At 39.7% G+C, this 12,655-nt stretch carries 12 protein-coding genes; 10 read left to right on the top strand and 2 right to left on the bottom strand.

Annotated elements, in window-relative coordinates:
• Positions 1-56: 56 nt before the first annotated feature.
• The 6 genes from SGI74_11740 to SGI74_11715 all read left to right on the top strand — a co-directional run bounded on the left by SGI74_11740 (position 57) and on the right by SGI74_11715 (position 4,519).
• Positions 57-995, top strand: a complete 939-nt coding sequence (locus SGI74_11740; protein ID MDZ4678166.1) for a hypothetical protein — start codon at positions 57-59, stop codon at positions 993-995.
• Positions 983-1,507: a redoxin domain-containing protein gene (locus tag SGI74_11735; GenBank protein ID MDZ4678165.1), complete on the top strand. Its 525-nt coding sequence runs from the start codon at positions 983-985 to the stop codon at positions 1,505-1,507. The genes SGI74_11740 and SGI74_11735 overlap by 13 nt, the downstream gene beginning before the upstream one ends.
• Positions 1,508-1,975 carry a TlpA disulfide reductase family protein gene (locus SGI74_11730; GenBank protein MDZ4678164.1) on the top strand — a complete coding sequence of 156 codons (468 nt, stop codon included), beginning with the start codon at positions 1,508-1,510 and terminating at the stop codon, positions 1,973-1,975.
• Between the two features lie 89 nt (positions 1,976-2,064).
• On the top strand, positions 2,065-2,274 hold the full coding sequence (locus tag SGI74_11725) for a hypothetical protein (protein MDZ4678163.1): 210 nt from the start codon (positions 2,065-2,067) through the stop codon (positions 2,272-2,274).
• Between the two features lie 42 nt (positions 2,275-2,316).
• Positions 2,317-3,156 (top strand): 2-oxo acid dehydrogenase subunit E2, encoded by an 840-nt coding sequence (locus SGI74_11720; GenBank protein ID MDZ4678162.1) that lies wholly within the window; start codon positions 2,317-2,319, stop codon positions 3,154-3,156.
• A gap of 67 nt (positions 3,157-3,223) precedes the next feature.
• Positions 3,224-4,519 (top strand): glycosyltransferase family 39 protein, encoded by a 1,296-nt coding sequence (locus SGI74_11715; GenBank protein MDZ4678161.1) that lies wholly within the window; start codon positions 3,224-3,226, stop codon positions 4,517-4,519.
• A 7-nt stretch (positions 4,520-4,526) separates the two neighbouring features.
• Here SGI74_11715 and SGI74_11710 read toward each other — a convergent pair whose 3' ends face one another.
• Entirely contained in the window at positions 4,527-4,712 is a 186-nt protein-coding gene (locus SGI74_11710) for a CPXCG motif-containing cysteine-rich protein (protein ID MDZ4678160.1), read from the bottom strand.
• A gap of 102 nt (positions 4,713-4,814) precedes the next feature.
• Here SGI74_11710 and SGI74_11705 point away from each other — a divergent pair, with 102 nt between their 5' ends.
• From SGI74_11705 to SGI74_11690, 4 genes are read left to right on the top strand one after another with little or no spacing between them, the layout of a single operon-like run.
• Positions 4,815-5,519: a succinate dehydrogenase cytochrome b subunit gene (locus tag SGI74_11705; protein MDZ4678159.1), complete on the top strand. Its 705-nt coding sequence runs from the start codon at positions 4,815-4,817 to the stop codon at positions 5,517-5,519.
• Positions 5,516-7,438 carry a fumarate reductase/succinate dehydrogenase flavoprotein subunit gene (locus tag SGI74_11700; protein MDZ4678158.1) on the top strand — a complete coding sequence of 641 codons (1,923 nt, stop codon included), beginning with the start codon at positions 5,516-5,518 and terminating at the stop codon, positions 7,436-7,438. Before SGI74_11705 ends, SGI74_11700 begins: the two co-directional genes overlap by 4 nt.
• 14 nt (positions 7,439-7,452) lie before the next feature.
• Positions 7,453-8,199: a succinate dehydrogenase/fumarate reductase iron-sulfur subunit gene (locus SGI74_11695; protein ID MDZ4678157.1), complete on the top strand. Its 747-nt coding sequence runs from the start codon at positions 7,453-7,455 to the stop codon at positions 8,197-8,199.
• Between the two features lie 26 nt (positions 8,200-8,225).
• The gene (locus tag SGI74_11690) at positions 8,226-9,932 is read left to right on the top strand and encodes a hypothetical protein (protein ID MDZ4678156.1); all 1,707 of its coding nucleotides are present in this window, start codon (positions 8,226-8,228) and stop codon (positions 9,930-9,932) included.
• Here the strand turns inward: SGI74_11690 and SGI74_11685 are convergent.
• Positions 9,929-12,583 carry a valine--tRNA ligase gene (locus SGI74_11685; GenBank protein ID MDZ4678155.1) on the bottom strand — a complete coding sequence of 885 codons (2,655 nt, stop codon included), beginning with the start codon at positions 12,581-12,583 and terminating at the stop codon, positions 9,929-9,931. The genes SGI74_11690 and SGI74_11685 overlap by 4 nt on opposite strands.
• Positions 12,584-12,655: the final 72 nt, after the last annotated feature.

Raw genomic sequence — 12,655 nt, 5'->3', positions numbered from 1 at the left:
TGGTTTGGCCTCAACTTAGTTGGGGCTTTTCTCAGCAATTTTATACTCAATACCAAATGCAGTCAGCACTTAGTCAGCCCGTTACTACGGCTAACACATCTTCGAGTCAGGTTAAACGAACAGAACACACATATGAGTATCGAATTCAAAATCTTGGTGATATTGCCAGTATTGCTTCAAGTGTGACGGTATTGCAGCCAGATTATTCAAGTTACATCGTACGAGATCGTCAGGGAAATGAACGGCGACTTTCAGAAATCGGTAAAAAAAGAACCCAAGAGTATCAAGGTATGGCTCACTTAACACTTGCAACAAGTTCACACAGTGCAAATTTAAGAGTAACCAGTTCACTTTCTGATTCTCCTTTTAAAATGCAAAAAATCGATCTTTCATTTGAAGAGGGTTTTTTTAATAAATCTACATTGCTTGGTGTGGAATATTCGTATCAACAACAAGTTCAACCCTTAAGCTATTTTATTGATCGTGATTTGGCGACAAAAGCTCGTGCTGTTACAATAAACACATCAAGCATTGCTTTATATTATGAACAAATCATCAGTAAAAAAATGAAAAATCTTGTAAAGACAACATCTACCCAACGATTAGGCGAACGACCCAGAAATTTTGGCATTGAAGATAGATTGGGTTATGCACTTACTCGTCATATTTATTTGCAAGGTATGGCTGGGTACATCAGTGAAGATGAACAATCAGCACTTCATGACGAGCGTGGATATTTCAATTTGGCAAAAGGTGAACTCGCTGTAACATATGAGCCCATTTATGATCTTTTGCTCTCAGTTTCATACGGTTTACTTATTGAGAGTGAATATGAACCTCGCACTGATACAAAAACAAAAGTCGGCACTGATCAGTATGGTCTGGGGTTTCAATATTCTTATGGCGATTGGCGGTTTCAACTTACAGGTGCTTATTACGTAGCACAAATAGCTAATGGCGGGTCAGTACTAGGAGGTATCACATGGACCTTCTAAAAAACATGCGCTTGATCATGCTCTTATGTTTGTTTTTTGTTTTAAGTTGTGGTGATAAATTTACTGAAATTCCAGGAGTTAAAAAAAGACTTACCGCTTCTTCATTGGCGGGAGAACTTCCGACAACGGATGGCTCATTAATTAATTTAGCAAGTGATGGGAATAAAATTACCGTTCTCCAATTTGCTTCAGATAGTTGTACCGTATGTGCTGAAGAGGCAAAAAGTTTTAGATCGCACCTTCGTGATCAAAATATCGCGCCATCAAAAATTAAATTAGTGAGTATAATTGTGGGCGCCATTCTTATAGATGCGCAAGATTGGAAATCGCGATTGGGTGTTCCGTGGACAGTTGCCTACGATACAGAGTCAATTGTGTTTAAAAAACATTGTTCGCAAAATACAGTTCCATGCATTGTGATTCATTCTCCTGAAAAAGGGGTGGTCTTAAGTAAGCACGGGGTGGTGAAAATGGATGAGATTTTATCACACACAGGAGATTGGGAAAATTAAATGAGAACTAGAGTGGTGATATTTTTAGGGGTTTTAATTCAAACCTGTTTATTAAATCTAGCCCATGCACTTCCTGTTTATAAATATGAAGATGTCTTCGGAAAACCAGTAACACTTGAAGAAAAAAAGAATAAACAACTGGTGGTTTTTTGGGCCACTTGGTGTTCAGAGTGTAAGGGTAAGTTGACAACGACTTTACCTGAGCTTAATCAAAATCCAGAAGTCGATGTCATTACCGTGAATGCGGATGAAGACCGTGAGCGTGCGGCAGATTATGTAACAAAAAATCGCCTTCAAATTCCTGTGATTCGCGATCTCAGCCAAACTTTGCTCAAAGATCTTAAGGTTATAGCACTCCCTTTTTGGGTTGTTTATACACGTACCCATGAAAAAAGTTTTTGGACTCTTAAAGATTCAGCCGTGGCCTTTGATTTAGCGCGAGTCAAAAAAGCGTTAGATATTAAGTAGCTCTGAATATTCCACAATAAAACTATAGAGTAAGCTCTTATTGTGGTATATTGTACGATCTGCGTAAAAAATTGAAGGAGAATAGAAATATGGAAAATCCAATTCCTGAACAACAACAAAAACTAAAAAACCTAACAGTGGAAGAGCTAGAAAAACAAGCAAACGCTGCATCAATTGCACAACGTAAAATTGGCCCGCCCGATGATGGCAAGCCCGATAAAGAAAATTCACAAATTATCAATGCAACGACTCATGGTAATGATTTAGGTATTTTAAAAGATCGTCCAGCTGGCGACTAGAGTTCGTTGACTTACCAATCAAGATGACAAAATAATATCAATATGGGTCGCATCGCACTTACACGGGTTGACCGTGCTCCAGTATTTCGAAAAATAGCTATGGGAAGTTGGCGTACCCCTCACGAGGGGAGCGTTTACTCGTGGTTAGAAATCGATATGACCAAAGCTCTTAAATTCATGGAAGACTACGGTCGCGCTCATAATATCAAGGTTTCTCCTGTTCATCTTGTCGGTATGGCAATCAAGCGATGTCTCAAAGATCGTCCTGAAATAAATGGTTTAATCAGAGGAAGTCGCATTTATCTTCGTGATAAAATTGCTCTGTTTTTCAGTGTGAATATTCCACCCAAAGAAGGTGATAAAACGGGCAAGGCCATCTTATCTGGCGCAACAATCGAAGATGCTGATGATTTAACTTTAAAAGAACTAGTCTTGGCACTTCAAAAAAGAGCTGAAATTATTCGTGATCGCAAAGACTTAAAATTTGAACGCAATTTCACACTCATCGAATGGATCCCGTGGTTCATGATGAAATGGTTTTTATCATTTGCCTCATGGCTCACTTACGGACTTAATTTAAATTTTTCGTGGCTCGGAGTTCCTAGAGATCCTTTTGGGTCAGTGCTTATTACAAATGTTGGAAGTTTCGGGGTTGAGGTTGCACTTCCCCCTTTGATCACATACTCAAGAATGCCTTTGTTGATTTCAGTTGGTTCAATTCGCGAAATGCCATTTGTGATTAATCACCAAGTTGTAGCTCGAAATGGAATGACCGTTGGTGTGGTTTTTGATCATCGTTTTATGGACGGCGTTCATGCTGCTCATATGAGTAAGATCTTTAAAAAATGTTTTGAGGATCCCGAACAGTATCTTGAAAAATAATTATTTTTGGTCTCACAAACTATCATTTTGCATTTTTCTGATTATCGCATGGGCGGTTATTCGCTTTGTGGGACTTGAACAATCGCCGCCGGGATTTTATGCCGATGAAGCGCGCGGTGCTGCTCATGTAATGTGTTTACAAGAATGGGGGCATGACGCTGCCGGAGTCTCATATCCATTGTTTGCAGATGGTGGAGAAGGTTATTATAGCCCCATTCATATTTATTCAGCATATATTTGGACGGCGATTTTTGGACACTCAATATCTGCCTTTCGAGCAATGTCAGCATTTGTTACCACGCTGACAATCATTGGGCTTTGGTTTTTGGCAAATCAATTATTTGGAAAGTCCGCGGCATTGATGACTGTACTTGCAGCGACAATGTCACCCTGGGCATTTTCAGTGTCGCGTATTGCGGCTGATGATCCGACATTATTTCCTATGGGAATGGTGTGGGGAATTTATTTTTTAATTCGAGGAACCAAAATCTGGGACGCAATGCTTGCAGGGTTATTATTTTCAGTGGCCATGTATTCTTATCCGCCCGCTCGAGCGGTGATCCCGCTACTTTTCATAATAATTTTTTGGTATCAAGGGTTTTCAAGGCAAACATTTACGCTTCTCTTTATGGCCGTTGTTGTTGCTGTGACAACTGGCTTACCCTGGATCTTACCCATTTTAAATGGTGATATGCAAAGGCGCATGAATGCTGTTGGAATTTTTTCGGCGAAGTATATGGATCATCATCACATTGAAAGTATTTTTGGAATTATTCCGGTTTTTCTTAAAAATCTACTCTTGCATATGTCCCCTGTATTTTTATTTTGGAGTGGAGATGCGAATCTTCGCCACTCAACACAATTTACTGGAGAGTTAGGTTGGGTTGATATCTTAGCTGTAGGAATGGGAATTATTTTTTTAATTAAGAGTAGAGTAAAAAAACCATGGGATCGTCGTTTGATCTTTTGTCTTCTAGGTTTTCTTATTGGGCTCGTGCCTGCTGCACTGACGTGGGAACGCATACCCCATGCATTGAGATCAGTAGGTGCCTGGCCTTTTATTTCATTGGTCAGCGGGTATTTGCTGGCTATAGCACTTGAACGTTGGGCTCAGTTTAAAAATACCCTTGTTATTGTGAGCTTGGTCTATAGCGTGTTATTTTTTTGGAATTATTTTGAAACGTACCCAAAACTTTCTAAAAATGTGTGGGATACTCCTGTCAAAGAAATTGCTATTTTGGCCAAAGAGCAAAACGCATGGCCTGAATTTCTTGAGATCACTAAAACGTATCCGTATATGGCGACGCGCTACTTCCTCATGTACTACGGTGGAATGACATGCAAAGATACTTATCCAAAATAATGTCTCCTTAATCCGCGTCGGTCTTAACGTCGAACTCATACTCGCCATCATGAGTCATTCTTACAACAAACTCGATTGGCTTACAGCATACGTCACAATCGACGATGAAGCGTTCGGTTCCTGCTCCTGTGCCATCAAATTCTGCGGCAATGGGCTCGTCGCAATAAGGGCAATCTGAAGTAATTGATTCCATGAAGTCATCTCCTTGTTTCAAGCGCGCAATTCTTGACTTGAAAACTTGCTTAGGAATAAACTCGTAATGTTAAACTGCTTAAAAAACAAGGAATTACATCGTATGCTCACGCTTAAAAAATCACTCACGTCGTCAATTGGCAAAAAATATCTGATGTCCCTAACGGGGCTGGCTTTATTGATATTTTTAATCACTCATCTTCTTGGAAACATCAGCCTCTATAAACTTGATGGGGGCCAAACTTTTAATGCCTACACCAAGTATTTAGCGAGCTTTGGTGTTCTACTTTATATCGCTGAGATCGGACTTGTTTTAACATTCTTAGTTCACATCATTGCGGCATTCACTGTTAAAAAGAGTCATAGTGATGCACGACCCGTGGGCTACAAGATGTATCGTTCAAAAGGAATTGAGACGAGTAACGTTAGCTCTCGCAATATGATCGTTACGGGTATTGTAATTCTTGTTTTTTTAATTGTTCATGTTTGGCAATTCAAATTTGGGCCAAGTGTACCTGAAGGTTATGTGACTCAGCTTAACGGTGAGCCTTCCCGTGATCTTGCACGACTTGTTAACGAAGTTTTCCACAATCCACTTTGGGTTATTGGATATGTGAGTGTGATGATATTTGTTGGCTTTCATTTGCGTCACGGTTTTTGGAGTGCTTTTCAATCATTGGGTGCAATGACTCCAAGACTTTCAAAACCGATTTACTGTCTTGGTGTCATTACCGCTTTTCTTTTATCTGTAGGATTTCTCTTTATACCTATTTGGATCTACTTTGATTTAGGCGGAGCATTAAAATGAAATTAGACGCGCATATTCCAGAAGGTCCAGTAACTGAAAAGTGGGAACGTTACCGTAGTGAAATGAAATTGGTTAGTCCTGCGAATAAAAGAAAACACACAATTCTTGTTGTCGGAACAGGTCTTGCTGGAGCCTCAGCTGCGGCATCACTCTCGGAACTTGGCTACAATGTAAAAAGTTTTTGTATTCAAGATTCACCACGCCGAGCTCATAGTATTGCCGCGCAAGGTGGAATAAATGCTGCGAAAAATTATCCAAACGACGGCGATAGTGTCTGGCGACTTTTTTATGACACAGTAAAAGGTGGTGATTTTCGTGCACGGGAAGCCAATGTCTATCGACTGGCAGAACTGAGTAAAAGCATTATTGATCAGTGTGTGGCTCAAGGTGTTCCTTTTGCGCGAGAGTATAGTGGAGAACTTGCAAATCGATCATTTGGAGGCGCACAAGTTTCGCGCACTTTTTATGCTCGAGGACAAACCGGTCAACAACTTCTCTTGGGTGCCTATGGTGCACTTATGCGCCAAGTAGAAACTGGTCACGTTGAAATGTTTCCAAGACGAGAAATGCTAGATCTTGTTTTGGTCGACGGAAAAGCTCGCGGAATCATTACCCGAAATCTTGTTACGGGTGCTCTTGAACGTCATGCAGGAGACGCTGTTCTTCTTTGCACAGGTGGTTACGGCCGGGTTTATTATTTATCAACAAACGCATTTAATTCTAACGCAACAGCAAGTTGGCGTTGTTACAAACGAGGAGCACTTTTTGCTAATCCTTGTTTCACACAAATTCATCCTACATGCATTCCTGTTTCAGGTGATTACCAATCAAAATTAACTTTGATGAGTGAGAGCCTTCGTAATGACGGGCGTGTTTGGGTGCCGGTTAAAAAAGAAGATTGTAAAAAATCACCTCAGACAATTGCAGAAGGTGAGCGCGATTATTATTTAGAGAGGCGCTACCCAAGTTTTGGAAACCTCGTTCCTCGCGACGTTGCTTCTCGAGCTGCAAAAGCGGTTTGTGATGAAGGCCGCGGAGTCGGTGAGAGTGGCTTAGCTGTGTATCTCGATTTTAGAGATGCTATTAAGCGCGACGGCATGAGTGTGATTAAAGAAAAATACGGAAATCTTTTTTCAATGTATCAACAAATCACGGGTGAAAACCCCTATGAAGTGCCCATGCGCATTTACCCAGCTGTACATTACACGATGGGTGGTTTGTGGGTTGATTACAATTTGATGAGTAATCTTCCAGGACTTCATGTTTTAGGAGAAGCAAACTTTTCTGATCACGGTGCGAATAGATTAGGTGCAAGTGCATTAATGCAAGGTTTAGCTGACGGATACTTCGTTATTCCATACACACTTGGCCAATACTTAGCTTCTAATAGTTTAAGTAAAGTTACAGTGGATCATCCTGAGTTTGCTATGGCTGAAGCGTCAGTTAAAGATCAGATCGCAAGATTTTTCAAAATCAGCGAAAAGGGTCGTAAGCCAGTAATGGAATTTTATCGAGAACTCGGACTCATCATGTGGGATCACGTGGGAATGGGTCGCACAGAATCTGGTTTAAAAACAGCAATTTCAAAAATTCAAACTCTGCGAGAAGAATTTTGGCAAAATGTTAAAATCCCGGCTTCAAACGAAACGTTTAATAAAAATCTTGAAGTTGCAGGCCGAGTTGCTGACTTTTTAGAATTAGGTGAGCTCATGGCAAAAGATGCACTTGAGCGTGCTGAATCATGTGGTGGTCATTTCAGAGAAGAAAGTCAAACACCAGATGGTGAAGCATTACGTGACGACGAAAAATACGGTCATGTGTCTGCTTGGCAATATCAAGGTGCAGATAAACAACCAGTACTACATAAAGAAAAACTCGAATTTGAGAACGTGCATTTAGCACAGCGGAGTTACAAATGAGTACAGTTCAAACCATGACAGTGAATTTGAGTGTATGGCGTCAGGCAAGTTCAGATGTTGCTGGAAAATTTGAAGAATATAAAGTCACTCATGTGTCACCCAATATGTCATTTCTTGAAATGCTTGATGTTTTAAATGACAGACTTGTTAAAGAGAACAAAGATCCCATTGAATTTGATAGTGATTGTCGCGAAGGAATTTGTGGAACTTGTGGCTGTATGATTAATGGTCAAGCCCATGGCCCACAAAAAGCAACTACAACTTGTCAACTCTACATGCGATCGTTCAAAGATGGTGACACCCTAGTGATAGAGCCTTGGCGCGCAAAGGCGTTTCCTGTCATTAAAGATTTAGTTGTTGATCGCGGCGCATTTGATCGCATCATCGGGAGTGGTGGATACACTTCTGCAAAAACGGGTCAACATGCCGACGCTAATGCTATTTTGATTCCCAAAGATATTGCAGATCGCGCAATGGACGCTGCAACTTGTATTGGTTGTGGTGCATGTGTTGCTGCATGCCCAAATGCTTCTGCTAGTCTTTTTACCTCGGCAAAAATCGCACAGCTTTCGCTCTTACCACAGGGGCAAGTTGAAAAAACCCGACGTGTTGAGGGTATGGTCAATCAAATGGATAAAGAACGTTTTGGTGGATGCACGAACATTGGTGAGTGTGAAGCGGCTTGCCCAGTCGAAATCTCTCTATCAAATATTGCCATTATGAAAACTGAGTATGCAAAAGCAACCATTAAGTCTTTGTAAAACTATTTTACATTAAAGGTACTCTCGTGCGGCAAAGACTTTGGGTTATTGGAATTTGTATCTTGCCGCTCATTCCACTTTTTTTTCTAAATCATCAATTTCCAACAGACTGGTTTAATCATCAATGGATGATTGCATATTTTGGCGAATATTTTCGTCAACACTATTCATTTCCATTAGTTTTCAACACAAACCAAGTTGTCGGAATGCCGTACCCTGTTTTTTATGGGGTATTTTTTTATCCGATAATGGGTTTGCTAAGCATTTTTATTTCAACAGACCTTGTTTATCGATTTGTTGTAGTTGTTTTATTTTTGGCTCAATGTTTTGCGGTTAAAAGATTGTTCGAAGAAATTTCAGGTCACAAGAGATGGGCGCTTTTTATTGCAGCTCTTGTGACTTACGCAATATACCCACTGACAAATTTATATAATCGTGCTGCCGCGACCGAATTCATTTCATTTACACTATTAACCTGCGCGCTTTGTTGGCATTTATGCATAATATTTAACCCTGAAAAATATTTAAAAACACACATGCCTTATCTGGTCGCACTTTGCATTATTCTAGTTGCTGGTATTCACCCCTTAACTGGAACCTTTGGAGTTTTACTCTGTGGGTTCATCTCGCTACTTGCCACATACCAGTTTCAAAATAAAAAACCACTTATGAAGTGGTTGGCTGTTTATGGAATCTTATATTTGGTGGCAATGAGTTCATGGCTTTATATTTATTTTAAAATCGGGATTCATACAGAGATGACCCGTGCTATTCAAAAACTTCAGACTTTTCCAGACTTAGAAAGTATTATAGCAAGGTTATCCCCCATTCCATTAGATTTAAGAACATGGAATAAAAGTCATGATGAAATTTTAAAGATCATAATACCTTACATAGACACTCAGATTAATACGCCGCTACTCTTAGTTTGTGCATTTTTAAGTTTTATACTTTTTAAAAGTAAATCCAATAAAACTTTAGGTGTGCATAAATCAGTATTTGTTTTCTCAGGCGTTTCATTTTCAGTAATACTATTGTTTTCTGTAGCGCCAATTCTATGGACCTACATTCCCTCAGGGTTTTCGGCGTTTCAATTCACATATCGTTTAGTGGCTTATTGCAATTTGCTATTGTTGGTGATGGCAATACCTTTATCAGCTCTAGTCATCAGAGAGAGATTGATACCAGAGAATAAAATATTAAAATTGATGTTGATACCGGTAATCATAGCGGTGCTAGGGGTTGCGCTTAAAATACCACGTGCGCTTTTTGTTTGGCGTGAGTATCAACGTGTTGAAGCTCCGTGGAACAAGAATACAGATGAACTTACCGAGTTGCCTCGGCAATTTTATGGATATCCTGCCTATGCAACAACCAGATTGTATAAAGACTATATGAATAATCAAACGGAAGCAGCATTGCTGAAACAATATTTGACTGTTGGTACAGGTGAGCAGTTTGGAATTGTTCAGCCTGTGACATTAACTTTATCTGAATCCACAGATATCGCTTTAAATGTGCAGGCATTTCCGTGGAGTAAAATTTATGTAAATGAAAAAGAATATCCACTTAATCAAACTATGCATATTAACGAGAATCAATTGATTCAATTAAACCAGGGTGAACATAAAATTGAATATCGAACCACACCTGACAATATCTATTTATGTTTACGATGGTTGTCGCTTTTAACCATAATTTCACTACTCGGTCTGATCGTAGTTAAGCGTTAACTTAATCTTTGAAGGCCTAGACCAAGTTGCACTTTTTTATCTGTTAGCTGTTCTAATCTTTCTTTCTCAAGTGCTACAATTTCTGGTGGCGCATTTTTCACAAACGTATCAGTGGATAGTTTTTTATTAGTGAGTTCTAAGTCTTTATTCACTTTTTCTAGTTCTTTATTAAGGCGTTTAATTTCTTCAGCGAAATCTACAAGACCTTCGAGAGAAATGATAACTTGAATCCTAAGGTTTCCAGATACCACCAGAGACACAGCACACTTTTTTGTGTCACCACCGCTTGTGCTCAAATCAAATTTCTCAAGCCTAGCAAGGCTTAACACAAAAGCTGTATTTTTCTTAAGTACTTCTAAAACTTGAGCATCTTCACATGCCACACGTGCAGCAATTTTAATTGCTGGGCTAATACGATTCTCACCACGAATATTTCGTATTGCGGTGATAACTTGTTTCATAAGTTCTGTTTCGTCAGCTGCTTTTTTAGAACCCAATTTGAAAAAAGGATCATCTGTTTTTGGATAATTTTGTATCATGACACTTTCGCCATGATCTGGAAGTAATTGATAAATTTCTTCAGTAATAAATGGAACAAAGGGATGTAATAGTTTAACGAGTCTTTCTAATACACCGATAAGTACTGCTCCAGATTGAGCTTTTTGCTCGGTATCAGTGCCGTAGAGTACGGGTTTTGATAATTCTAAATACCAATCACAAAACTCATTCCAGGTGAACTTATAAAGTGCTGAAGCGGCGTCGGTGAATCTATATTCTTCAAGAGCTTGAGTGACTACTTTAATTGTTTGTTCTAATTCATACACAATGTAGTTGTCAGGCAAAGTTAACGCTTCTTTTTTAATATCTTTTGAAAGTTTAATATTTTCTAAAGCTGTTAAAGAAAACCGCGTTGCATTCCAGATTTTATTAATAAAATTTCTGTAACCATCAAGTCTATCTTCACTAAATTTAATGTCGCGTCCGGCACCTACCATGCTGGCCATGGTAAATCTTAATGCATCAGTTCCGTAATCATTCACAAGATCTAACGGATCAACCACATTACCCTTGCTCTTTGACATTTTCTGACCACTTTCATCGCGAATCAGAGCGTGAATGTATACAGTTTTAAATGGAATATCTTTCATAAAGTGAAGACCCATCATGATCATCCGAGCGACCCAGAAGAAAATAATATCAAACCCAGTAACAAGGGCTGTGGTTGGATAAAAACTTTCTAATGTTTTTGTTTTATCGGGCCAACCCATTGTACTAAAGGGCCAAAGGGCTGAACTAAACCAAGTGTCTAACACGTCAGTGTCTTGTTTAATATTTTTTGATTCGCAAAACTGACATTCAGTTGCATCTTGCATTGAGACAGTATGTTTTTTGCAATCATCACACTTCCAAGCGGGTATTCTATGCCCCCACCATAACTGGCGTGAAATACACCAATCATTGATGTTGTACATCCAATCAAGGTAAGTTTTTTTCCAGTTCTCAGGAGTAAATTTAATTTTTCCACTTTCAACAACTTCGATAGCTGGTTTTGCAAGTGGAGCGATCTTCACAAACCATTGATCTGAAAGCATGGGTTCAATCACCGTTTCACAGCGATCACAGCGACCCACAGACATAGCGTGGGGTTCTTCTTTCACTAATAAACCCAGAGCAGTTAAATCTTCTAAAACTTTTTTACGTGCATCAACGACTTTCATGCCTTTATAGGAATAGCCCTTTTCATTAATGACACCTTTGGTATCAAGAATGGAAATCATCGGAAGTTTTTGACGTACCGCCATTTCGTAGTCATTAAAATCATGTGCTGGCGTGATTTTAACAATGCCACTACCAAAATCTTTTGCAACATAGTCATCTTTGATAACGGGAATTTCTCGATCAGTGAGTGGTAATTTAACTTTAAGACCTACTAATTTTTTATAGCGCTCATCATCTGGATGAACCGCAATGGCAGTATCACCCAACATAGTTTCAGGTCGCGTAGTAGCAACGATCACTTCTGCGTTATTGGCTAACGGATAACGAATATGCCAAAGTGTACCCTTGGTATCGGAATGTTTAACTTCTAGATCAGAGATTGCGGTTTGACATCGTGGACACCAGTTTACAAGGCGGTTTCCTTGATAGATCAAGCCCTCGTTGTAAAGATCAACAAAGACTTTGCGTACAGCAAGGGATAGCCCTTCATCTAAAGTAAAGCGCGAGCGTTTCCAATCAACGCTTAAGCCAAGGCGTTTTTGTTGGCCCAGAATCATTCCGCCTGATTGCGCTTTCCATTCCCAAACTTTTTCTACGAATTTTTCACGACCCAGTTGTTCACGTTTTACTCCGTCTTTTGCGAGCATGCGTTCAACAACCATTTGTGTAGCGATGCCCGCGTGGTCCATGCCGGGAATCCAGAGGGCATTAAAACCTTGCATGCGTTTGAATCTAACGATGATGTCTTGAAGAGTATTATTTAGCGCATGCCCCATGTGCAAAACGCCCGTGACGTTTGGCGGTGGGATGACAAAACTGACAGATGGCTTTTTTGAATTTTCGTCAGCTGAAAAATAATTTTTATCTGACCAGTATTGATACCACTTATTTTCAACTTGGGTGGGTTCAAACCCTTTGGGTAACTCCGCCATATTCTCCTCACAGAGGTAATCGTCTACTTTTAAGTTCGAAAGTAGACGATTACTATACGACAGGCAAGAGTG

The sequence above is a fragment of the Oligoflexia bacterium genome, from assembly GCA_034439615.1.
Taxonomy (GTDB): domain Bacteria; phylum Bdellovibrionota; class Bdellovibrionia; order JABDDW01; family JABDDW01; genus JAWXAT01.
The sequence above is the reverse complement of the archived record's forward strand: the minus strand, read 5'-3'. Positions and strand labels throughout refer to the sequence as shown.

Coding starts and splice junctions, on each gene's coding strand:
- SGI74_11740 (MDZ4678166.1), top strand. CDS start 57: ATGCAGTCAGCACTTAGTCAGCCCGTTACTACGGCTAACACATCTTCG.
- SGI74_11735 (MDZ4678165.1), top strand. CDS start 983: ATGGACCTTCTAAAAAACATGCGCTTGATCATGCTCTTATGTTTGTTT.
- SGI74_11730 (MDZ4678164.1), top strand. CDS start 1,508: ATGAGAACTAGAGTGGTGATATTTTTAGGGGTTTTAATTCAAACCTGT.
- SGI74_11725 (MDZ4678163.1), top strand. CDS start 2,065: ATGGAAAATCCAATTCCTGAACAACAACAAAAACTAAAAAACCTAACA.
- SGI74_11720 (MDZ4678162.1), top strand. CDS start 2,317: ATGGGTCGCATCGCACTTACACGGGTTGACCGTGCTCCAGTATTTCGA.
- SGI74_11710 (MDZ4678160.1), bottom strand. CDS start 4,712: ATGGAATCAATTACTTCAGATTGCCCTTATTGCGACGAGCCCATTGCC.
- SGI74_11705 (MDZ4678159.1), top strand. CDS start 4,815: ATGCTCACGCTTAAAAAATCACTCACGTCGTCAATTGGCAAAAAATAT.
- SGI74_11700 (MDZ4678158.1), top strand. CDS start 5,516: ATGAAATTAGACGCGCATATTCCAGAAGGTCCAGTAACTGAAAAGTGG.
- SGI74_11695 (MDZ4678157.1), top strand. CDS start 7,453: ATGACAGTGAATTTGAGTGTATGGCGTCAGGCAAGTTCAGATGTTGCT.
- SGI74_11685 (MDZ4678155.1), bottom strand. CDS start 12,583: ATGGCGGAGTTACCCAAAGGGTTTGAACCCACCCAAGTTGAAAATAAG.